At 73.3% G+C, this 22,745-nt stretch carries 18 protein-coding genes; 10 read left to right on the forward strand and 8 right to left on the reverse strand.

All coding sequences use genetic code 11. The features are described from left to right. The first annotated feature begins 269 nt into the window (after window positions 1–269). The 5 genes from alaS (at window position 270) to Sm713_RS27675 (ending at window position 6,288) form a co-directional block, all read left to right on the forward strand. Window positions 270–2,873 carry an alanine--tRNA ligase gene (gene alaS / locus Sm713_RS27655; RefSeq protein ID WP_212912759.1) on the forward strand — a complete coding sequence of 868 codons (2,604 nt, stop codon included), beginning with the start codon at window positions 270–272 and terminating at the stop codon, window positions 2,871–2,873. Window positions 2,874–2,997: 124 nt separating this feature from the next. Beyond that, a complete protein-coding gene (locus Sm713_RS27660) occupies window positions 2,998–3,168 on the forward strand; it encodes a hypothetical protein (RefSeq protein WP_212912760.1) in 171 nt (56 codons plus the stop codon). 426 nt (window positions 3,169–3,594) lie between these two features. Then, complete coding sequence (locus Sm713_RS27665; RefSeq protein WP_212912761.1) at window positions 3,595–3,888, forward strand: Dabb family protein; 294 nt, start codon at window positions 3,595–3,597, stop codon at window positions 3,886–3,888. A gap of 236 nt (window positions 3,889–4,124) precedes the next feature. Continuing rightward, window positions 4,125–5,180, forward strand: a complete 1,056-nt coding sequence (locus Sm713_RS27670; protein WP_212912762.1) for an RNA polymerase sigma factor SigF — start codon at window positions 4,125–4,127, stop codon at window positions 5,178–5,180. Between the two features lie 253 nt (window positions 5,181–5,433). Then, a complete protein-coding gene (locus Sm713_RS27675) occupies window positions 5,434–6,288 on the forward strand; it encodes an RNA polymerase sigma factor SigF (RefSeq protein WP_212912763.1) in 855 nt (284 codons plus the stop codon). A gap of 432 nt (window positions 6,289–6,720) precedes the next feature. Here Sm713_RS27675 and Sm713_RS27680 read toward each other — a convergent pair whose 3' ends face one another. After that, window positions 6,721–6,936 carry a hypothetical protein gene (locus Sm713_RS27680; RefSeq protein WP_212912764.1) on the reverse strand — a complete coding sequence of 72 codons (216 nt, stop codon included), beginning with the start codon at window positions 6,934–6,936 and terminating at the stop codon, window positions 6,721–6,723. Between the two features lie 192 nt (window positions 6,937–7,128). On the opposite strand from Sm713_RS27680, the gene Sm713_RS27685 reads away from it, so the two are divergent. The 4 genes from Sm713_RS27685 to Sm713_RS27700 all read left to right on the forward strand — a co-directional run bounded on the left by Sm713_RS27685 (window position 7,129) and on the right by Sm713_RS27700 (window position 11,953). Continuing rightward, complete coding sequence (locus Sm713_RS27685) at window positions 7,129–7,656, forward strand: MarR family winged helix-turn-helix transcriptional regulator (protein ID WP_212912765.1); 528 nt, start codon at window positions 7,129–7,131, stop codon at window positions 7,654–7,656. 70 nt (window positions 7,657–7,726) lie between these two features. After that, window positions 7,727–10,300 carry an MFS transporter gene (locus Sm713_RS27690; RefSeq protein WP_212912766.1) on the forward strand — a complete coding sequence of 858 codons (2,574 nt, stop codon included), beginning with the start codon at window positions 7,727–7,729 and terminating at the stop codon, window positions 10,298–10,300. 305 nt (window positions 10,301–10,605) lie between these two features. After that, on the forward strand, window positions 10,606–11,472 hold the full coding sequence (locus Sm713_RS27695) for a YceI family protein (RefSeq protein WP_212912767.1): 867 nt from the start codon (window positions 10,606–10,608) through the stop codon (window positions 11,470–11,472). 10 nt (window positions 11,473–11,482) lie between these two features. After that, entirely contained in the window at window positions 11,483–11,953 is a 471-nt protein-coding gene (locus Sm713_RS27700) for a PPOX class F420-dependent oxidoreductase (protein WP_212912768.1), read from the forward strand. A gap of 75 nt (window positions 11,954–12,028) precedes the next feature. Here Sm713_RS27700 and Sm713_RS27705 read toward each other — a convergent pair whose 3' ends face one another. After that, window positions 12,029–12,802, reverse strand: a complete 774-nt coding sequence (locus Sm713_RS27705) for a TetR/AcrR family transcriptional regulator (protein ID WP_212912769.1) — start codon at window positions 12,800–12,802, stop codon at window positions 12,029–12,031. A gap of 559 nt (window positions 12,803–13,361) precedes the next feature. Here Sm713_RS27705 and Sm713_RS27710 point away from each other — a divergent pair. Next, window positions 13,362–14,264, forward strand: a complete 903-nt coding sequence (locus Sm713_RS27710) for an endonuclease/exonuclease/phosphatase family protein (protein ID WP_212912770.1) — start codon at window positions 13,362–13,364, stop codon at window positions 14,262–14,264. 74 nt (window positions 14,265–14,338) lie between these two features. On the opposite strand, the gene Sm713_RS27715 is transcribed toward Sm713_RS27710, so the two are convergent. The 6 genes from Sm713_RS27715 to Sm713_RS27740 all read right to left on the reverse strand — a co-directional run bounded on the left by Sm713_RS27715 (window position 14,339) and on the right by Sm713_RS27740 (window position 22,494). Further along, window positions 14,339–17,083 carry a glycosyltransferase family 39 protein gene (locus Sm713_RS27715; RefSeq protein ID WP_212912771.1) on the reverse strand — a complete coding sequence of 915 codons (2,745 nt, stop codon included), beginning with the start codon at window positions 17,081–17,083 and terminating at the stop codon, window positions 14,339–14,341. Beyond that, a complete protein-coding gene (locus Sm713_RS27720) occupies window positions 17,080–18,558 on the reverse strand; it encodes a bifunctional glycosyltransferase family 2/GtrA family protein (protein ID WP_212912772.1) in 1,479 nt (492 codons plus the stop codon). The genes Sm713_RS27715 and Sm713_RS27720 overlap by 4 nt, the downstream gene beginning before the upstream one ends. Window positions 18,559–18,875: 317 nt before the next feature. Beyond that, window positions 18,876–20,528: a cell wall metabolism sensor histidine kinase WalK gene (locus Sm713_RS27725; protein WP_249417011.1), complete on the reverse strand. Its 1,653-nt coding sequence runs from the start codon at window positions 20,526–20,528 to the stop codon at window positions 18,876–18,878. 362 nt (window positions 20,529–20,890) lie between these two features. Next, complete coding sequence (locus Sm713_RS27730) at window positions 20,891–21,637, reverse strand: response regulator transcription factor (RefSeq protein ID WP_283249825.1); 747 nt, start codon at window positions 21,635–21,637, stop codon at window positions 20,891–20,893. Between the two features lie 219 nt (window positions 21,638–21,856). Continuing rightward, window positions 21,857–22,186, reverse strand: a complete 330-nt coding sequence (locus Sm713_RS27735; RefSeq protein WP_212912773.1) for a hypothetical protein — start codon at window positions 22,184–22,186, stop codon at window positions 21,857–21,859. Continuing rightward, complete coding sequence (locus Sm713_RS27740; protein ID WP_212912774.1) at window positions 22,180–22,494, reverse strand: hypothetical protein; 315 nt, start codon at window positions 22,492–22,494, stop codon at window positions 22,180–22,182. The genes Sm713_RS27735 and Sm713_RS27740 overlap by 7 nt, the downstream gene beginning before the upstream one ends. Window positions 22,495–22,745: the final 251 nt, after the last annotated feature.

Below are 22,745 nucleotides of genomic sequence, written 5' to 3' on the forward strand. Positions count from 1 at the left end.
GGGATCAGGCGGGATCACGCGGGATCAGGCGGGATCAGGCGGGATCACATGGGATCAGGCGGGTTCACCCGATCGGACGCACCCCGCCCGCCGGGGTCGCGGGAGCATGCCCGTGGACCAGGGGCAGCCCGCCAAGGCGACCCTCCCGGCGCCCCCGGCACCCGCCGCCACCCCCGCCGGAAATTGCCGGGCACGGGCGCGGTCCGGGAATTAAGCTGCGGTCCCTCCCCGGCACCGGCCCTCGAAAGGCGGGCACAGCCATGCCCTCCATGGACAGCGAACAGATCAGGGAACGCTTCCTGCGCTTCTTCGAACGGCACCACCACACCCGTATCGAAGGCGCGTCGATCGTCCCGCGCAGCGACCCCACCCTGCTCTTCGTCAACTCCGGCATGGCACCGCTGAAGCGGTACTTCACCGGGGAGAGCACCCCGCCCGCCACCGACCTCTGCAACGTCCAGGGCTGCATCCGCACCAAGGACATCGACGACGTCGGGGACCGGCACCACATCACGTTCTTCGAGATGCTCGGGAGCTGGTCCATCGGCGGCTACTTCAAGCGGCGCGCCGTCGAGCTGGCCTGGGAGCTGCTCACCGTCGACCTGGAGCTCGACCCTGCCCGGCTCTACGTCACCGTGTTCGCCGGGGACAGCGGCCTCGGGCTGCCCCCGGACGAGGAGTCGGCCGCGGCCTGGGAGCGCGTCGGGGTGCCACGGGAGCGGATCGTCGCGCTGCCCGCCGAGGACAACTTCTGGGGGCCCGCCGGCGACAGCGGCCCCTGCGGCCCGTCCACGGAGGTGTTCCTCGACACGGGCGACACCTTCGGGCCCGCGTACGTGCCGGGCGGCCCGTTCGACACCAGCCGCCGGTACATCGAGATCTGGAACGCCGGCGTGTTCATGCAGTTCGACAAGGGTCTCGACGGCGTGCTGCGGCCGCTGCCGTTCCACAGCGTGGACACCGGTTCGGGCCTGGAGCGCCTCCAGCTCGCGCTGAACGGCCTCGACAGCGTCTACGACACCGACCTGCTCGCCCCGGTCGTCACCGCCGTCCAGGACGCTCTCGGCGAGCCGGGCGGCGTCCAGCACCACCACCGCGTGATCGGCGACCACATGCGTGCGGCCGTCGCCATCCTCGCCGAGGGCGTCCGGCCCGGGAACGAGGGCCGCGGGTACATCCCGCGCAGGCTCATCCGCACCTCGATGACGCTGGCCCTCACCCGCGGCCACGAGCGCTTCCGGCCGGAGCCGATCGTGGCGGCCGCCGTCGCCCGGATGGCCGCGCACTACCCGCACTGGGCCGCCCGGCGAGGCGACATCGCCGCCGCAGCGGCCCGCGAGTGCGAGGAGTTCCAGGGCACCGTGCGGCGCGGCCTCGACCACCTGGACGAGGTGCTCGACCGGTACGACGAGATCCCGGGCGAGGAGGCCTTCCGGCTGTTCGCCACCCACGGCCTGCCCGTCGAGATCACCGGCGAGATCGCCGCGGCCCGCGGGGTGCTCGTGGACCGCGCCGGCTTCGACACCGCGCTGGAGCGGCACCGCGCCCTCAGCCGCGGCGCCGCCGCCGAGCCGGGTACCGCCCGCCGGACCCGTCCCGATGACGTCCTGCCGACCGCGCTCTCGGGCACGCCCCGCACCGCGTTCCTCGGCTACGACGCCCTTGAGGCCGAGGGCCGCGTCCTCGCGCTGCTCAGCGGCGGCGTTCCGGTGGAGCGGGCGGGCGAGGGCGCCGAGGTCGACCTGGTCACCGACCGCAGCCCGTTCTACGCCGAGGGCGGCGGGCAGGTCGGCGACCGCGGCTCGGCCACCGCGGCCGGCGGCCAGGCCGAGGTCACCGACACGGTGGCCCACGAGAGCGGCCGCTTCCTGCACCGCGCCCGGGTCAGCGCCGGCGAGCTGCGCCGCGGCGACACCGTGCACCTCGCCGTGGACGCCGGCGCGCGCGCCATGACCGCCGCCAACCACACCGCCACCCACCTGCTCAACGCCGCGCTGCGCGAGGTGCTCGGCGAGCACGTCCGGCAGGCCGGATCGCTGGTCGAGCCCGCCCGGCTGCGCTTCGACCTCACGCACCCGCGGCCCGTCACCCGTCAGGAGCTGGCCCGTATCGAACGCCTCGTCAACGCCTGGGTGCTCGCCGACGCGCCGCGCACCGTCGAGTCGATGGCGCCGTCCGACGCCGTCGCCGCGGGCGCGATCTCGCTGCCCGGCGAGGAGTACGCCGACGAGGTGAGGGTGCTGTCGTTCGACGGCTTCTCCAAGGAGCTGTGCGGCGGTACGCACGTCGAGCACACCGCGCAGATCGGCTCGTTCCGCATCGTCACCGAGCAGAGCGTGGCGGCCGGGGTGCGGCGGATCGTCGCCGTCACCCGGGAGCGTGCCGTCGAGCTGACCCTGGATCAGTCGGCGGTGCTCGCCGAGGCCACCGCCGTGCTGCGCACCGCGCCGCAGGACCTGGTGCCCGCCATCGAACGGCTCGCCCGGCACGCGCGCACCGGCACGCCGGACTCCGGTGCCGCCGCCCTGGGCAGGCGCTGGGACGCGGGCGTGGGCGGCGTGGACGTGACCCTCGCCGAGGCCGCCGGCGCCGCGGCCGGGCTGCGCAAGGAAGCCCAGCGGCTCTCCGGCGACGAGGGCCGCCTCGCGGTGCTCTGGCTGACCGGCGGCGCCCGGACCAACATCGTCGCCAGCGTGCCCGAGCGCCACCGCGAGCGGATCGGCGCGGCCCGGCTGCTCTCCCGGATCACGGAACGCTTCGGCGGCGCGGGCGGCGGCAACCCGCGCATCGCCCAGGGCGCCCTGCCCGCCGCCCCGGACCCCGGCGTGCTCAGGGACGTGGTGGCCGAGGCGTTGGGGGACGGCGCGGAGTGACAAGGCCGTGCCGGCCCCCATCGCGGGTGTCGCGCATCCTCGTCCGGAAAGGGCCGCCGGGTTACACTCACCGCCGGCACCAGGGGACCCACGTGCACCACAGCAGGCAGGGGAGGCCACAGCCGTGCAGCCGAAGAAGATCGCGCTCTACGTAGTGATCGTCTTCGTGCTCTATCTGATCATCACGGACCCGGCCAAGGCTGCCGACTATGTCCAGATAGGGTTCGAGGGCATATCCACCGCAGCCAAATCCATAGGCAACTTCATGACCTGGGTCATCAACGGCGCGCAGTAGCCCGCGTGGCCACCGGCCACCCGTGTCCCACCGCCACCCGTATCCCACCGCCGGCCGGGAACCCCCGGACCTCGGGGCCGACCGGCGCCGCCCTGGCCCCGCACCGTACCCGGTCCCCCGTCGCCGCATGGACCGCGAGCGCTCCGAAAGGCCGAGCGCCGCACCCGGCCGGCCGCCCCATCCGGCCTCGCGCCGACCCGCCAGCCCCGCGCCGGCCCCGGCAGGCCGTGCGCCGCACCGCCAAGCCGCACGCCGCGCGCCACACCGCCCGAGCCGAGCCGCCCGGCCCGAGCCGCGCGTTCACGGTGACCCGTGGTCACGGTGACCCGCGTGCGCGGCACCGCCTCCTTGCCCCGCACCACCGCAGGCCTCACGATCGGCCCCACCCCCATCGCCGTCCGTGCCCCGCACCGCGAAGGAGTCCTCGTGATCCGCCATCTGGTCCTCTTCAAGCTCAACCAAGGCGTCAAGCGCGACGAGCCCCGGGCCGCCGAGGGCTACCGCGCCTTCAAGGAGCTCGGCGACCGCATCCCGGAGCTGACGTTCTGGGAGTGCGAATGGAACATCTCCGAGCGGCCGATCGCCTACGACTTCGCCATCAACGCCGCCGTCGAGGACGCCGACGCCCTGCGCCGCTACCTGGCCCATCGCGACCACCAGGCGGCCGTCGCACTGTGGCGGGAGTTCTCCACGTGGGTGATCGCCGACTACGAGTTCTGAACCGCCGCCGGCCCGTCCACAACGGGAGCCCCCCACCTCGACGATGGGGAGCCCGCACCCTTCCCCGACGGCCCCAACTCGCCTTCAACACGGCATTATGCGGTGCTTGCACACAGTGCACATGTCTTGTGATGCTATGACCGCTTTTGCTAGTAGAGGTGAGAGCATCCCCCTGAGCCGCCCCCCAGTCCGCGGCCAGCCGAGCCGTCGTACGAAGGGAAGGGGTGGCCTTGTCCGTGCCTGCCAGCACCGCGCCCCAGGCCCCGACGCGCCACGGCCCCCCGGCCCCCCCGTCCGGGTCCGAACCCGAGCACCCGTCCTGCGGGCCGCAGGACGCCTCCGCCCCGGCCGCGCCCGGCCTCACCGGCCCCTCGACGGACCTCACCGGCCCGTCCAGGGGCCTCTCCGAACCCACGCACGAAACGGACCCCGGACCCGGACCCGAACCCGAGCCCGATCCCGAAACCGATCCCACGCCCGAAACCGAACCCGGCACCGACCCCGGACCCGAGCCCCCGCAGCCCGGCACCCGCGGGGCCGACACCCGGGCGCTGACCCAGGTGCTCTTCGGGCGGCTCAAGACCCTCACACCGGGCACCGCGGAGCACGGCCGGGTGCGGGGCGCGCTGATCGAGGCCAACCTGCCGCTGGTGCGGTACGCCGCCGCGCGCTTCCGCAGCCGCAACGAGCCCATGGAGGACGTCGTCCAGGTCGGCACCATCGGGCTGATCAACGCGATCGACCGGTTCGACCCGGACCGCGGGGTGCAGTTCCCGACCTTCGCGATGCCGACCGTGATCGGCGAGATCAAGCGGTACTTCCGCGACAACGTGCGCACCGTCCACGTGCCGCGCCGGCTGCACGAGTTGTGGGTGCAGGTCAACGGCGCGACGGAGGACCTGACCACCGCGTTCGGCCGGTCGCCGACCACCGCGGAGATCGCCGAGCGGCTGCGGATCACCGAGGAGGAGGTGCTCGCCTGCATCGAGGCGGGCCGCTCCTACCACGCCACGTCCCTGGAGGCGGCCCAGGAGGGCGACGGGCTGCCGGGGCTGCTGGACCGGCTGGGGTACGAGGACCCGGCACTGGACGGGGTCGAGCACCGCGACCTCGTTCGCCATTTGCTCGTACAACTGCCCGAGCGGGAGCAGCGGATCCTGCTGCTGCGCTACTACAACAATCTGACGCAGTCCCAGATCAGCGCGGAGCTGGGGGTATCCCAGATGCACGTGTCACGGCTGCTCGCGCGCAGTTTTGCTCGGCTGAGATCCGCAAACAGAATCGACGCATAGCCGAATAGAGTGGACGGATCACCGTCGCTTTTCCGACAGCGTCACCAGAGGATCACCCCATACCCACCCCATCCCGGTCATACCCAACCCCTGGATGTCGACAAGTCACTACAGCGTGTTGCCGACATGTGACATTCTGCTGGAAGCGCGTTTGCCGGAGCTCTGCTTCCGGTATTCAGGTGGAGGCTGTGCTTCTCGGCGTTCCCTCGACGAGAGCGGCCGCAGTGACCGTCCGCGACCTCAAGGGGGTGGCATGTCCGCAGATCAGGGCAGCTCGAAGGTGCTCACGCTCGACGTGAGCGAGCCCGCGTCCGCACCCGTACCCGATGCGTTCCCGCACCCGGAGACCATCGACACCCGGACCCTGTCCCGCTCCCTGTTCCTGCGGCTCGCCGCGCTGGACGAGCACAGCCCCGAGCGCGCGTACGTACGCGACACCCTCATCGAGCTGAACCTCCCGCTCGTCCGGTACGCGGCCGCCCGCTTCCGCAGCAGGAACGAGCCGATGGAGGACATCGTCCAGGTCGGCACGATCGGCCTGATCAAGGCCATCGACCGTTTCGACTGCGAACGCGGCGTGGAGTTCCCGACGTTCGCGATGCCCACCGTGGTCGGCGAGATCAAGCGCTTCTTCCGGGACACGTCCTGGTCAGTCCGGGTGCCGCGCCGCCTCCAGGAGCTCCGCCTCGCGCTCACCAAGGCCAGCGACGAGCTGTCCCAGCGCCTCGACCGCTCCCCGACCGTCCCCGAACTCGCCGCCGCCCTAGGGGTGTCGGAGGAGGACGTGGTCGACGGCCTCGCGGTGGGCAACGCCTACACCGCCTCCTCCCTGGACTCTCCCGCCCCGGAGGACGACGGCGGCGAGGGCTCGCTCGCGGACCGCCTCGGGTACGAGGACACCGCCCTGGAAGGCGTGGAGTACCGCGAGTCCCTGAAGCCGCTGCTGGCCAAGCTGCCGCCGCGCGAGCGCCGCATCATCATGCTGCGCTTCTTCGCGAACATGACGCAGTCCCAGATCGGCGAGGAGGTCGGCATCTCCCAGATGCACGTCTCGCGGCTGCTCACCCGCACCCTGGCCCAGCTCCGGGAGGGGCTCACCACGGACTGACCCCGAGAGCCACCGCACCGCCCCCCGCCGCACGCGAGGGGGCGGTCTGCTTTCTGCGTACCGGGGCACCCCGCCGGGGCGCGACCGGAGCGCGCCGCCGAACGCTTCCGGATAGCAATCGGTCCCCCACACGCGCCCGAAGGGACGCGCCCGGGGGACCGGACCGCCGCGGGACCGGACCGCGAGGCGACCGGCCCGCCGGGAGAGCGGACTACTCGGGGAAGGAATCGGGGCAGGACCGAACGGACGCCCGGGCCGAACAGGGGAAGCGCCGGCCGGCCGAACGGACCACTGGCAGATGTGCCGGCCGACGGCCGGGGGGAAGAACCGGCCGGTCGATGCGGCTGCTGGAAGGCGTGCCGGCCGGACCACCGGGGGCGGCTCCGGCTCGGCGATGGGACCGCTGGGGACGGCGGCCCGGTGACGGGACCGTCAGGCGAGCGCGAGCCAGGCGACCGCCGCCACCACGATGACGGCGACGACGACACCGACGATCACGCCGACGCGCGGCCCGCCGCCGGACGTGCTGACCGGCTCCGGCCGGCGCTGCGACCCGCCCTCGTCGACGAAGGCGCGGAACATCTGGGTGCTGCCCGCGGGGTCAGGAGTGCCCTCGGGGCCCTGCGGGGCTTGGGGGTTGTGTGCCATGGGCCAGGACCCTAGCGAATCCCGGCAGCTCGCCCAAGGGTCACCCCCGCCCCCTCGGGGCACATATTTGCCATCGCATACACACCTCTTTACCAGCCCTTGAAGTCTGTGAGATTCCTATCGTTTGCCTGTGGCAACCAAATAATCTAAGGTTGCCTAGAGCAACAAAGACTTCGGTCTCCGGGAGGGGCGATGGCGGCACGCCACCAGTACGAGGAACTGGGCCGGCAGCTCACTGCGATCGGCGCGGTGAAGCGCGGACTCGCCCGGATCCTCCCGCCGGAGTGCCCGATGGGCTCGGCCGCCGTCCTCTCGCTGCTCAAGCACCACGGGCCCATGCGGATGAGCCGGCTCGCGGAGCTGCTCGACGTGGACATATCGGTGACGAGCCGGCACGTGGCGCACGTGGCGGAGCACGGCTGGATCGACCGGTCCGCGGACCCCGTCGACCGCCGCTCCCGCATCCTCACGATCACGGACTCCGGCCGCGCCAAGGTGACCGAGCTGTCCGAGCGCTATGTGCACGCCCTCGCCGGCTACCTGGCGGACTGGTCGGACGACGAGATCGACCAGCTCAACACCCAGCTCGCCCGGCTGCGCGACAGCTTCGACGGCGCACGCCCCGGCTCGCCCCGCGCCCCGCACACGCCGGGGACCGCGGCACCCGAGACCTCGGCGCACGAGACCACACCGCACGGGATCACGACGCCCCCGCCGTGATCAGGCGCGCAGGCACGCCGTCCCCCGCTGAACGCACGACTACGCACGACTACGCATGAAAAGGACATCCATGGCAACGACCACACCGACCGGTGTGCGGGGCAGCCATGCCAAGCGCGGCCCGGCCCCGGCCGGCGCGGCCACGGCGGGCGCGCCGATGACGCACCGGCAGATCATGGAGGCGCTCTCCGGTCTGCTGCTCGGCATGTTCGTCGCGATCCTGTCGTCGACGATCGTCTCCAACGCCCTCCCGCACATCATCGCCGACCTGGGCGGCGGGCAGAGCGCGTACACCTGGGTCGTCACCGCGGCGCTGCTGGCGATGACGGCGACCACCCCGCTGTGGGGCAAGCTCGCCGACCTCTTCTCCAAGAAGATGCTGGTCCAGATCGCCCTGATCGTCTACGTCGCCGGCTCCGTCGTGGCCGGCCTCTCGCAGAACCCGGGCATGCTCATCGCCTGCCGCGTCGTCCAGGGCGTCGGCGTCGGCGGCCTGTCCGCGCTGGCGCAGATCGTGATGGCCGCGATGATCTCGCCCCGCGAGCGCGGCCGGTACAGCGGCTACCTGGGCGCCACCTTCGCGGTCGCGACGGTCGGCGGACCGCTGCTCGGCGGTGTGATCACCGACACGAGCTGGCTGGGCTGGCGCTGGTGCTTCTACGTCGGCGTCCCCTTCGCGGTCATCGCCCTCATCGTGCTCCAGAAGACGCTGAAGCTGCCGGTGGTCAAGCGGGACGTCAAGGTCGACTGGGGCGGCGCGTTCTTCATCAGCGCGGCGGTCTCCCTGCTGCTGGTCTGGGTGACCTTCGCCGGCAACAAGTACGACTGGCTGTCCTGGCAGACGTACGCCATGGTGGGCGGCTCGATCCTGCTCGGCCTGGTCTTCGTCCTGATCGAGAACAGGGCGAGGGAGCCGATCGTCCCGCTGCGGCTGTTCCGCAACCGGACGATCACGCTGGCGTCCGTCGCGTCGCTCTTCGTCGGTGTCGCGATGTTCGCGGGCACCGTGTACTTCAGCCAGTACTTCCAGCTCGCGCGCGGCAAGTCGCCCACCATGTCGGGCGTGCTGACGATCCCGATGATCGGCGGCCTGTTCGTCGCGTCGACCGTCTCGGGACAGGTGATCACCAAGACCGGACGCTGGAAGGTCTGGCTGGTCACCGGCACGATGATGCTCACCGCGGGCCTCGGCCTGCTGGGCGGGCTGCGGTACGACACCCCGTACTGGCACCTGGCGGTCTACATGGCTCTGATGGGTCTGGGCATCGGTACGACGATGCAGAACCTCGTGCTGTGCACCCAGAACCAGGTGGCGGCGGCCGACCTGGGCGCCACCAGCTCCACCGTGACGTTCTTCCGCTCGCTGGGCGGTGCGATGGGCGTCTCGGCGCTCGGTGCGATCATGTCGAACCGCATCACCGAATACATCAAGGACGGCCTCGCCGGCCTCGGGCCCCAGGCGGCCCGGCTCGCGTCCGGGGGCGGCGCGGACAGCACCGCCATCCCGGACCTGGCCAAGCTGCCGACCCCCGTGCGCACGGTCGTCGAGAGCGCGTACGGTCATGGCATAGCCGACCTCTTCCTGACGGCGGCACCGCTGGCCGGAGTCGCCTTCCTGGTCACCCTGTTCATCAAGGAGGTCCCGTTGCGTACCAACGCCGGTATCGCACAGGAGCAGTCCCAAGCGGCCGAGCCCACCGAGGCCGCACCGGCGGCAGCGGCGGCAGCGGCAGCCGACGCCGCGGCGGACGAACACCCCGACCTGCCCAGGCGTGAGCGCGTGCCCAGCTGGGCCGCGGCCGGCGCCGACGACGAGAACGGCACCCAGCGGATCCAGGCGGCCGCCTCCGCCGCGCCCGCGGGCGGCGCCGGCGGCTCGTCGGGGAGCGGCATCCCCGTCGAGGGCTTCGTCCGCGGCGCCGAGGGCCTGCCGGTCGCCCGGGCGGCCGTGACGCTCATCTCGCTCGCAGGCAGACAGCTCAGCCGCTCCATGGCCCACCTCGACGGCGGCTACACCGTCGACGCGCCCGGCGCCGGCTCGTACGTCCTGATCGCCTCGGCGGACGGCTACCAGCCGCAGGCGTCCACGGTCGTCGTCGGCGAGGGCCCGGTCGCGTACGACATCCTGCTGAGCGGCACCAGCGGCCTCACCGGCACGGTCCGCTCCGCGGACGGCGGCCCCGTCGCACACGCGGTGGTCATCGTGACCGACGTGCGCGGCGACGTGCTGGCCACCGGATCCAGCGGCCCGCAGGGCGAGTTCACCTTCTCGGAGCTGGTACCCGGCTACGTGACGGTCGCCGTGAACGCGGAGGGGTACCGGCCGCAGGCGCTGCCCGTCGAGATAGGCGGCACCGGGATGACCCGCGCCGACGTGGTCCTCTCCTCCGGCGCACGGGTGCGCGGCACGGTGCGTGCCATGGGCGGCGCGCTCTCCGATGCGCGCGTCACCCTCGTGGACGCGGCCGGAAACGTGGTCGCGACGGCCACGACCGGGGAAGACGGAGCGTACGGCTTCGCCGACCTCGACGAAGGGGAGTACACAGTGATCGCCACGGGGTACCCGCCGATCGCCACCGGCGTCATGGTCAGCGGCCGGGGCGTCGAGAACCAGGACGTCGAACTCACCCACCCGACGGACTGAGCCCCATCCTTCGTGCCTTCAGTACGGGTCGTTTGAAGGCATAGCCGACGCCGGACCGCAGGCGTCGACGAGCTTGAAGGCGCAGCCGCGCCGGGCTGCAGGCGCCGACGAGACGCGAGGGGACACGGGGGATGTGCGCGCTGGCGGTACCTCCCAGGCCCTTGAGGCACTGGGGGAGTACATCCCCCCGGGGCCCCGCCCCACAACGAAACTGAAGGCGCACCCCACGGCGCAGCACGACAACCGCACCGGCCCCCACCAAGGCCGCGAGCAGTAAGTACGACCCCGAAGGAGAACCACACACCATGGCGTTGAGCGCGCGGGTCCGCACCCGGGACGGGTGGGGCGTGTCACACGCAGTCGTCACCGTCACCGACATGACGGGCACCCAGATCCTCCGTGCCGAGGCCGACGACGACGGCACCGTCACCGACTCCACCCCCCTGAACCCTGGGCCCTACACCGTCATCATCACCGCCCTCGGCTACACCCCCACCGCCTCCACCGCCATCGTCTCCGCCGCCGGACGCGCCGAGATCGGCCAGATCACCCTGTCCCGCCAGGGCGGCTCCGAGTTCCCCCCGCCCGGCATCTGGACCATCGACCCGGCCCATTCCTCCGTCGCGGCCATCGCCCAGCACCTGGGCATCTCCAGCGTCCACGGCCGGTTCACGGACTTCAGCGGCCGCATCGAGATCGCCAAGTACAGCGAGGGCCTCACCCCGGCCGCCGCGCAGGCGGAGGGCGCGGAGACGATCGAGAACTCCCGCGTCGAGGCCGTCATCAAGGCAGCGTCCATCGACACCGGCAACGGCATGCGCGACGGCCACCTCCGCTCGGGGGACTTCCTGGAGGCGGAGCGGTACCCGGAGATCACCTACCGCTCCACCGGCCTCTCCCCGGCGGGCCCGGACCGCTGGACGGTCCACGGCGAGCTGAGCCTGCGCGGTGTCGTACGCGATGTGGACCTGGACCTGAGCTACCTGGGCACGGGCCCCGACCCGTGGGGCGGCGTCCGCGCAGCGTTCCGGGCCACCACGGAGCTGCACCGCGAGGACTTCTCGATGAACTTCAACCAGGTCGTCGCGGCGGGCATAGCCGCCATCGGCACCACCCTCAAGGTGGAGCTGAACATCCAGGCGGTCCAGGGCGAGGTGCTGCCGGAGGCGTAGGCTTCCGGCCATGCCACGCAACATCGCAACGAACACCCCTGTCAGCCGGGCGGAGCTGGTGGACTTCCTCCGCCCGCGGCACCACGCCATCCTGATCACGCGGCGCGCCGACGGCGCGCCGCAGGCCTCCCCGCTGACCTGCGGTGTCGACGACGAGGGCCGGATCGTCATCTCCACGTACCCGGACCGCGCCAAGACCCGCAACACCAAGCGGGACGGACGGGTCAGCGTGGTCGTGCTGAGCGACGAGTGGAACGGCCCCTGGGTCCAGGTGGACGGCATCGCGGAGGTGCTGGACATGCCCGAGGCCGTCGAGCCCCTGGTCGAGTACTACCGCACCATCGCGGGCGAGCACCCCGACTGGGACGAGTACCGCGAGGCCATGCGCAAGCAGGGCAAGTCCCTGATCCGGATCACCCCGGAACGCTGGGGCCCGGTGGCGACGGGCGGCTTCCCGGCGCACCTGGCCGAGGAGTCCTGAGAGCAGCAGTCCTGAGAGCAGCGGTCCTGGGATCGGGCGGGGCGCCCACAGCGGCTCCCGCGCCCCCGCAGGAGATCACTCCCGGGCCACCATCGCCTCGATGCCGGCGATCAGCACGTCCAGCGCGAACGAGAAGTCGCTCTCCCGCATCTCCTCCACCGTCCCCTCCCCGTGCGTCCCCGCCAGTTCCGCGGGCTCCCGCACGGCGCCGGCCACCTCGGGCCGCGCCGCTATGGAGTTCATCGCCTCGTGGACGTACTCGTCCTGCGTCATGCCGGCCTCGGCGCAGCGCTGGATGAAGTGCCCCTCGATGGTTCCGAAGCCGTAGACGAACTGGAAGACCGCCGAGAGCGCCCCGGCCTGGGCGCCCGGGGAGAGGCCGGTGCCGCGGACGACGCGGCGCAGGGTGGCCGAGAGCTCCACGGAGTTGGGGCCGATGTTCAGGAACCGGCCCGCAAGCGGGGACAGCCAGGGGTGGCGCACCAGCAGGGCCCGGTACTCGCCGGCGAGCACGCGCAGCTGCCCGGGCCAGTCCTCCGCGGCGCCGCCCGACGGCAGGCTCAGCTCGCCGAACGCGGCGTCGAGGGCGAGTTCGAGCAGGTCCTCCTTGGTGTCCACGTACCAGTACACGGACATCGCGGTGACGTTGAGCTCGGCGGCGAGCCGGCGCATGGAGAACCGTGCGAGCCCCTCGGCGTCCAGCAGGCGGACGGTGGCCTCCGTGATGCGGTCCCGGTCGAGGCCGCTGGGCTGGTCGGACCGGCGGCCGGCGCCGCCGCGGGAGGCTCTGACGTCCAGCCAGACGCTCGCCCGCGGTGGACGCTTCGTCCGGTCGGCTGCCCTCGCCATGACCACCCCTTTGATGAGCCGTACGCCTCGTCCGCAGCGGCGACATCCCGTCCGCCCCTCTCGATGCTATGCGGGACGGAGGCCGATTCCGTTACGGGTGACCGGTGCCGGTTCCCTGAAACAGGCCTGGTGAGCGGGGTGATCGGCGGTCAGGTATGTACGCTCATCGCCCGTTTCAGCACGCCGGCCACGGCGGCGCTCAGCGCGGGTGAACGCCCCGGGTGCTCCTGCGCTCCGGACGTGCCGGGCCGTCAACACCCCGTGGATTGAAGGGCGTTCGGCTCCGGACGGGTCAGAGGCTGGGACCGGGGGCCGACGTCGTGGGCCCGTTCTCCGCGCTCTGTGCGCGAGCTGACGCCTGGCCGTGGAGCGGGCGTCGTACCGTGGACCACTTGATTTCAGCCGATAGCGTTCTTCGCGCGTCAACCTGCCCGCGCAGCCGGCCGCGGCGAGCGGCAGTGCGGCGGCCGGAACACCGAGCAAGGATCGAGCGAAGATCGTTACCAAGGCCCGAGCGGGCGCGGATCCGAGGATCCGGCCACGGGCGGATGGGGGTCGTATGTCACGGCGTCGTCAGAGTGTGCGGTGGCTGGTCACGGCGGGAGCGGTGCTGGGGGTGCTCGGCACCGCCACGGGTGCGGCGGGTGCGTCGCCCGCCGCGGACGCGGCGCGCGGCGGCTCGGTGCCGTTGCGGGTCGCCACGTACAACATCCATGCGGGCGCGGGGATGGACAACGTCTTCGACCTCGACCGCACGGCCGCGGAACTGCGTTCGCTGCACGCGGACGTCATCGGCCTGGAAGAGGTCGACGTGCACTGGGACGCCCGTAGCGAGTGGCGCGACATGGCGGCCGAGCTGGCGCAGCGCACGCACATGCACGTGTACTTCGCGCCCATCTACGACGAGGACCCCGCCACCGAGGGGGCACCGCGCCGCCAGTACGGGGTGGCCGTGCTCTCCCGGTACGCGTTCCGCTCGGCCCAGAACCACGAGCTGACCCGGCTGTCCACGCAGGACCCGAACCCGGTGCCGGCCCGGGCCCCCGGCTTCCCCGAGGTCGTCGTGAAGGTGCGGGGCGTGCCCGTGCACGTGTACGTCACGCACCTCGACTACCGCGCCGACCCCGCGGTGCGCGTGGCGCAGGTCGCGGACACCCGGCGGATCATGGCCGAGGACTGCGGCCCGTCCGGGCACTGCCCGCGGCAGATCCTGGTCGGCGACTTCAACGCCTCCCCCGACGCGCCCGAGATCGCCCCGCTCTGGCAGGAGCTGCGGGACGCGGGACCCGACGCCTCGGCGGGCGCCGCCGGGTACACGTATCCGGCCGACAAGCCGGTGCAGCGCATCGACTACGTCACCGGCTCCCGCGACGCCATGACGGTGCGGAAGGTGACGGTGCCCGAGACGCTGGCCTCGGACCACCGGCCGGTGGTCGCGGACATCTCGCTGCGGCGGGGCTGACGGGCACGGCCCCCGGCGCTGGTCGGTGCCGGGGGCCGCGGTGGTCGGGCTCGGGCCGTTCAGGGTACGGCGCGCTATGCCTTTTGCGTCAGGTCGTAGAACGTGGCGTCTCCGACCGTGACCTTCTTGAAGGTGGCCTCCACCCAGGAGCTGATCTCCGAGGAGATCCGGCTCCCGCCCTGGCTGAACCCGCTCATGCCGCCGCCCCGCGCGCCACCCTGGCGGGTGCCCTCGGGGCCGCCTTGGGCGGCGCCTTGGGCCGTGCCCTGGGAGCCGCCTCGGGCGGTGCCCTGGAACCCGCCCCAGCGCGGGAAGCCCTCGGCCCCGCCCGCCCCGCCGGCTCCGCCCATCGGGCCCATGCCGCCGGCGACGAAGTAGTGGATCCTCCCGTCCGCCACGTACTTCTTGAACTGGGCGAGGGTCGGCGACGGGTCGCTTCCGTTGAAGCCGCCGATCGCCATCACCGGGTCGCCGGTGGCCAGCTGGTAGCTGGCGGCGTTCTGCGAGCCGACGGCCGCGGCCGGCCAGGTGTAGGAGCCGGCGTCCCGTCGCAGCAGCGACTTCGCCTGGTCGGACACCTTGGCGCCGTCCAGGAGGCCGCCCATGCCGCCGCCTCCCATGCCGCCGCGCATACCGCCGCCTGCCGTATCGCCGCCCATGCCTCCCAAGCGGCCGCCCTGGCCCGCCGTCCCACCGCCATGCGCGCCACCGGCGCCGCCCTGCGTACCGCCGGCGCCTCCGGGGAAGCCGCCGCCCGGGAACACGGCGCCACCGCCCCGGCCCTGGCCCCAGCCGCCGCCAGGCGCGCCGCCCTGGCCGCCGCCTGCCTGCCCACCGGCGCCGGGGAAGCCCGCCCGGCCCCCCGCGCCCTGTGCCGTGCCGCCCGCGCCGGTCCAGCCGCCGTGCCGGCCGCCACCGCCGAAGCCCATCATGCCGGCCCCGGGCGGGCCCGCCGTGACGATGGCGCCCCCGTGACCGGTGTTCAGTGTGGTGAGGGTGTACGCGAACGGCCCGGCGAGCGAGGCCGCGAGGCTCACGCCCACCGCACCGAGCGCCACGCGCCGCGCGGTGCGCCCGGCGAGCACCCGGCCGGCACCGCCGCGCCCGTACCGGGCCGCACCGGAGGCGGCGCCCGCACCACCAGGGGCCACGCCGGCCGGGGCGCCGACGCCCGGGGCCGCGACATCCGAGACCGCGACACCCGGCATGGCCGGTGGAACCGGAGGCATCGCCGGTACCTGCGGCGGAACCTGCGAGACCGCGCCCGGCTGCCCAACCTGCTGCGGCACCGCGGCTGCCGCGCCGGGAGCGGCCGGACCGGCGGCCGGCTCCACGCCCCGCGCGCCCGGCGCCGCCCCCGGCACGGGCGGCGCCCCGGGGCTCGCGGGACCGGTCGGCGGGGCCCACGCCTGCGGCCCGCCGGCCGCGGCCACGCCCTCCACACCGTCGCCCGGAAGGCCGGGGCGGACCGGACGGCCCGTCACCGCCAGCCCCAGCGCGCCCGCGAGCGCGCCGGCCAGGACCAGCCACCGCAGCCAGGGCAGGTAGTCGGGGGTGCGGCCGAGCAGCACGAACGACCACCAGCCGGTCACCGCGACCGTGCCCGCGAGGACGAGCCGGGGCCAGGTGCGGGACCGCTCCTCCCAGAGCACCGTGGCGCCCATGCCGACCAGCGCGGCGAGGTAGGGGGCGAGCGCCACCGTGTAGTACTGGTGGAAGATCCCGGCCATGAAGCTGAAGACGCCGGCGGTCATCAGCAGCGCCCCGCCCCACGCCACGAAGGCCGCCCGGGCGGTGTCGGTGCGTGCCGCCCGCCGGGTCACCAGCAGGCCCGCGACGAGCAGGATCAGCGCGGCGGGCAGCAGCCAGGAGATCTGGCTGCCCACCTCCGCGTTGAACATCCGGCCGAGTCCGCTGTCGCCCCAGCGCCCGCCGGCCCCGCCGCCCCCGCCGACGCTGCCGGTCTCGTCGCCGTTGATCCGGCCGAAGCCGTTGTAGCCGAACGTCAGCTCCAGGAAGGAGTTGTGCTGCGAGCCGCCGATGTACGGGCGCGAGGACGCGGGCCACAGCTCCACGATCGCCACCCACCAGCCGCCGGCCACCACCATCACCGCGGTGGCCGAGAGCAGCTGCCAGAGCCGCCTGACCGGCCGCACCGGCGCGCACACCGCGTACAGCACGGCGAGCGGCGGCAGGATCAGGAACGCCTGCAGCGTCTTGACGAGGAAGGCGAGGCCGACCACGGCACCCGCCGCCACCAGCCACTTCGTCCGCCCGTGCTCCACCGCGCGCAGCACGCAGTACACGGTCACGGTCATGAGGAGGGCGAGCAGCGCGTCCGGGTTGTCGAACCGGAACATCAGCGCCGCGACCGGGGTCAGCGCGAACGCGCCCACCGCGATCAGCCCGCCCGCCGGGCTGAACCGGCGCCGAACGGCCGCGTAGAGCACGGCCGCCGTGGCCACGGCCATCAGCACCTCGGGCACCAGGACCTGCCAGGACCCGAGGCCGAAGATCCGCACCGACAGCGCCATGGGCCACAGGGCGGCGGGCGGCTTGTCGACGGTGATGGAGTTCCCGGCGTCCAGCGAGCCGAAGAAGAACGCCTTCCAGCTCTGGCTGCCGGCCTGCGCGGCGGCGGCGTAGAAGGAGTTGGCGTACCCGGAGGCGCTCAGGTTCCAGAGGTAGAGCAGCCCGGTGGCCAGCAGCGACGCGAGGAACGCGGGCCGCACCCACGCCGCGTCCTCGGCCCGGCCCCGCCACAGCAGGGCGAGCCGGCGGGCGCCGGGGGGACGGAGGATCAGGGGGTAGGTCGTCATCGGGCGGTCCTCGGGTCGTGGCCGTGGTCGTGGGTGGGGGCTGGAGCGGAGGTAGGAGCGGGGGCGGTGGTGCGCCCCTGGTGGGGGTACGCCGGGGCCGCCGGATGCAGGTCGGTCACCGGGTATGTCGGCGGGTACGTCGGCGGGTACGTCGGGACGCGGCGTTCCGCGAACACCCACACCCGCATCAGCAGGAACCGCAGCACCGTGGCCGCGAGGTTCGCGGCGACCAGTACGGCGATTTCCGTGGAGTGCGGGGCGTCGGCGCGCGCTGTGTGCAGCGCCGCGAGCGACCCGCTGGTCAGGGCGAGCCCGATGCCGAACACCACGAGACCCTGCGCCTGGTGCCGCAGCGCGCGTTCGCGCCCCCGCACCCCGAACGTGAGCCTCCGGTTGGCCGCGGTGTTGGCGAACGCCGAGACGAGCAGCGCCAGCGCGTTGGCCGCCTGCGCGCCGCAGAACGTCCGGAAGCCCGAGTACAGCAGCAGGTAGAACAGCGTCGACAGCACCCCGACGACGCAGAACCCCACCAGTTGCCGGGTCAGTCCGCGGGGCACCCCGGCGAGCGCCCGGTCGCGCGGATCGTCGCCGAAGGGCCGCGCGAGACGGTCCAGCGGCAGCGCGCCCACCGCGAGCGCGCGCCCCACCCGCCAGACGCCTCTGAGGTCGTCGACGGCGGTCCGCACGATGTGAACGGTGGAGTCGGGGTCGTCGACCCAGTCGACGGGCACCTCGTGGATCCGCAGCCCGGCGCGCTCGGCGAGCACCAGCATCTCGGTGTCGAAGAACCACCCGGTGTCCGTCACCATCGGCAGCAGCTCCCGCGCCACCTCCCGCCTGATCGCCTTGAAGCCGCACTGCGCGTCGGAGAACCGGGCGGCCAGCGAGCCGCGCAGGATCAGGTTGTAGGCGCGGCTGATCAGCTCCCGCCGGGGCCCGCGCACCACGCGCGAACTGCGCGCGAGACGGGAGCCGATGGCCAGGTCGGAGTGGCCGGAGATGAGCGGCGCGACGAGCGGCAGCAGCGCGTTGAGGTCCGTGGAGAGGTCCACGTCCATGTAGGCGAGCACCGGCGCGTCGGACGCGGACCACACGGCGCGCAGCGCCCGCCCGCGCCCCTTCTCCTCCAGCCGCGCGCTGCGCACCTCGGGCACCGACGCCGCGAGCCGCGCCGCGACGTGCGGGGTCGCGTCCACGGAGGCGTTGTCCGCGATCGTGATCCGGAAGGGGTACGGGAAGGTGCGCGCGAGGTGGGCGTGCAGCCGGCGCACGCAGGGTTCCAGGTCCCGTTCCTCGTTGTAGACGGGGATCACCACGTCGAGGAGGGGTGCGAGGGGCGTTCCCGGCGCGCCCCCGCGCCCCGCCGGGAGGTGCTCGCGCGCGGGCAGGGTCCCTCCGCCGAAGTGCCGGCCGGGGGCCGGACCCGCGCCGGGTCCCGCGCCCGGTCCGGGCCCCGCAGAAGATTCGGTTCGCATACCGCCGACGCTCGCGGACCGCTCTGTCAGGGGCGTGTGGTGAGGCTGTGGCGAGGCTATGAGTCGCATGGTGAGCCCTTGCGGGGTGCGCCCGGGTCCCCTCAGGAGCGCGGGGGTGTGTCGATGTGCGGGTCGACCCCGGCCCACTCAGGGGCGCGGGGTGGGGGTACCTCCCACGCCCTCAAGGCAGTGGGGGAGCGACCAGCCACAACGCACCGCCAGACCGCCACCGACCCGAAGGGGCAGTCTCTGTCGTCTCCGGACCACCGCCAGGCGGTACTTCCCCCGCAGTTCCCCGAGCTCCTGAAAAAACGGGGCTACGCCCCGAACGGGGGCGCCGGCACCGACGGCAACCACACCGTGAAAACCGTGTGCCCCGGCACACTCCACGCACCCACCGTCCCGCCGTGCGCCGCCGTCACCGCCTGCACGATGGCCAGGCCGAGCCCGGTGGACGCGGGCGAACCGCCCACCGCACCCACCGCACTCACCGGACTCACCGGACTCACCGCACCGGGGCCGACCGGGCCGCCCTGCGACCCCCCTTCGCCCCGCCCCGCCCGCGCCCGCGACGCGTCCCCCCGCGCGAACCGTTCGAAGACGTGCGGCAGCAGCTCGGCCGGGATGCCGGGCCCGTCGTCCTCGACGTCGAGGCGCACCCACGGCCCGTCCCGCTGGACGCGTGCCGTGACGGTGGTGCCGGGCGGGGTGTGTGTACGGGCGTTGGCGAGGAGGTTGACCAGCACCTGGTGGAGCCGGGCCGCGTCGCCGGAGACGAGCATGGGCACGTCCGGCAGGTCCAGCCGCCACGCGTGGCCCGCTCCCACCGCGCCCGCCGCCCGCGCGTCGCTGAGCGCGTCCACCACGATCGGCGAGAGATCAGTGCTCTCGTACGAGAGCGGCCGTCCCGCGTCCAGCCGGGCGAGCAGCAGCAGGTCCTCCACGAGTCCCGTCATCCGCCGTGCCTCGGACTCGATACGGCCCACCGCGTGCCGGGTGTCGGGCCCGATCTCCTCGTGCCCGCGCCGGGTCAGCTCCGCGTAGCCGCGGATCGAGGCGAGCGGCGTGCGCAGTTCGTGGCTGGCGTCGGCGACGAACTGGCGCACCCGCGTCTCGCTGCGCTGCCGCGCCTCCAGCGCCTCGTGCACGTGGTCGAGCATCCGGTTGAGTGCCGCGCCGACCTGCCCGACCTCGGTGGCCGGGTCGGCCTCGGCGTCCGGCACCCGCTCGTGGAGGGCGACCTCCCCGCTGTGCAGGGGCAGTTCGGAGACCCGGGTGGCGGTCGCGGCGACCCTGCGCAACGGGCGCAGCGCGACGCCGACGGTGGCCGCGCCCGCGAGGGACGCCGCGACGAGACCGGCGCCGGTGACGCTCACCTCGACCGCGATGAGGGTGTGCAGGGTGTTCGTCACCCGGTCCGTGGGAAGCCCGACGAGGAACGACCCGCGCTCGCCCGTGGCGGCGGACACCCGGTACTCGCCCAGTCCCGGCACGTCCACGCTGTGCGGCTTGCCGTCCTGGTCGACAGCCCCGAGCGCGCTCTTCTGACTCTGCGTCAGCGGCGCGGCCTGCGCTTGGCCGCCCGACCGGTCCCCCTGCCGCTCCTCGCTGACGGCGGCCTGCCCGATCGCCCTGTCGCCGTCCAGGGTGGCCCCGATGGTGCCGAGCTCCTGGGGGCCCTTGCTGACGAAGTCGAGGGGATCGTGCCTCGGCAGCCCCGCCGCACCCGGCAGCGGCGGCACAGGCGGCCGTTCGCCCTGATCTCCCCGGTCACCCTGATCTCCCTGGTCGCCCTGGCCACCCTGGGACGCGAACGCGTGCGGTCCCGCCGCCCGCGCGCCCAGCTCGCCCAGTTGCCCGTCCAACTGCTCGTAGAGGTGGGAGCGGAGCGCGATGGTGGTGACGGTGCCGATCACCGTGCAGACGACGGCGATCAGGGTGACCGCGGCGACGACGAGACGGGTCCGCAGCGATCGCGCACGCGGAGGGCGCCCGAGTCGCGGGCGCGGCGCGGACGAGCGCGTAGCGGAAGAGCCGGGAGCGGCGGCAGGGCCGGTTGGTACGGAGGAGGAGGCAGAGGCGGCCGGACCCGGGGCCTGGGCCGCTGCCTGGGCCGGACCCAGGTCCGGGGTCCGGGCCGGAACTTGGCCACCGCCGTGCACGCCGTGCGCGCCCTGCACGGACGGTGGATGCGCCCGGGGTGTCCCCTCCCCGGGCGCATCCACCGTCCTCGCCGGCGGCTGCCGCCCCACATCCGGCAGCCGCCCGGCAAGGTGCAGCCGTCCCACATCCGGCTGCCGTCCGGGAGGGGGCACGGGGTGCCCGCCGTCCGTCACGCCGCGACGGCGGGTTTGATCAGGTAGCCGGCACCGCGTCGCGTGTGGATCATGGGTTCGCGGCCTGCGTCGATCTTCCGCCGCAGGTAGGAGATGTAGAGCTCGACGACGTTGGCCTGGCCCCCGAAGTCGTACGACCAGACCCGGTCGAGGATCTGCGCCTTGCTGAGCACCCGGCGCGGATTGCGCATGAGGAAGCGGAGCAGTTCGAACTCGGTCGCGGTCAGGTGGATGCCGGTGCCGCCCCTGCTGACCTCGTGGCTGTCCTCGTCCAGGACGAGGTCCCCGACGACCAGCGTGGACTCGCTGCGCCGGTCGAACGCGCCGGAGCGCCGGATCAGCCCGCGCAGCCGGGCGACGACCTCCTCCAGGCTGAACGGCTTCGTCACGTAGTCGTCCCCGCCGGCCGTCAGCCCGGCGATGCGGTCCTCGACGGCGTCCTTCGCCGTCAGGAACAGCACGGGCACGTTCGGCAGTTCGCGGCGGAGCCGGCCGAGGACGGACAGGCCGTCCGTGTCCGGCAGCATCATGTCGAGCACCACGGCGTCCGGCCGGAAGGCACGCGCGGCCTGCACGGCACCCGTTCCGTCGCCCGCGCTGCGGATCTGCCAGCCCTCGTAGCGCAGGGCCATCGACAGCAGCTCGGTGATCGACGCCTCGTCGTCCACGACTAGCACCCGGACGGGCCTCCCGTCCGGCCTGAGCAGTTCGGTACGCCTCTGGGGCGAGGTGGTCGGGGTCATGGCCCCACGTTCCAGGGCCCGCGTGAAGGGGATCTTGGCCTTGTCTGTGAATTCCCTGAGAAAGGAACGCGGCGCCCGGGGCCCCCGGGGATGCCGGGCCTGACGGCCCTGATCCCCGGTGGCGCCCGGACGCCGGACGGTCCTCACCCCGTGAGGGCCGTCCGCCCGGGGGCCCCGGGCGGAGCCCCCGGGCGGACGGCCCTCACCAGGACAGGGGTCTCAGCAGAACCAGCCGTCCTGCACCCACCCCTTGCGGTTGATGTCGCCGTAGGCGAACCCGTACGCCCAGCCGCTCTGCACCTTCTCCACGTCGAAGGTCTGCGGCTTGCGCAGCTCGCCCATCCAGGCGCCGCCGGGCGCGGTGCGCACGGACAGGCTGTCCGCGCAGACCGTCTCACGCACCCCCGGTCTGCCGTTCGCCGCTCCCGCCGGTGCGGCGGCGCTCACGGCGATGCCCAGGGCGGCCAGGCAGGCGAGGGCGAGCCCGGCGGAACGCCGCCCGGACCCCGTGACCGCGAAGGTGCCGGCCCGCATGCCCACGTTCACCATGATCCGTAACCTCCCAGGCACTCCTCACGCACGTAACCCCAGTCATTGGGCCCGAAGTCGAACGTCGCCGCCCAGCCGTTGTAGACGGGGTGGGCCCCACGGGTGTGGCCGACCTTGTCCCCGTAGCCGAGCACGCGTTTCAGGCCGACGGGTCCCGAGGTGCTGTCGTAGTTCGCGTAGAAGCTGGCGCTCTGGCAGACGATGATCGCGTGATCGGGCACCACCGGATCGGCGTGCGCGGCGGGCGCCGCCAGGAACAGCGGCGCGGCCACGGCGGCGACCGCAGCAATGCGCGTAAATCTGGACACGATTCTCCTTGGGAGACGGGGAGGAAGGGGTGGGGGTGGGGTGGGGTGGTGTTGGCATGGACACCTCTACCGTCCGCCGCCGTCGCCGAAACCCGACTCCTCGGGCCTCCTCGGGCCTCCTCAGGTCTCCTCGGGCTGCTCATCGGAACGGATCGCCCCAACGCGCGGGACTTGCCGACTGGCCGGATCACTTCGTCCGGCGGCGAAGAGTCGGCCGCTTAGCGTGCCTTCCGCGGGGTCCGTGCCGTTGG

Origin of the sequence: Streptomyces sp. TS71-3 (assembly GCF_018327685.1) — a bacterium.
Lineage (GTDB): Bacteria > Actinomycetota > Actinomycetes > Streptomycetales > Streptomycetaceae > Streptomyces.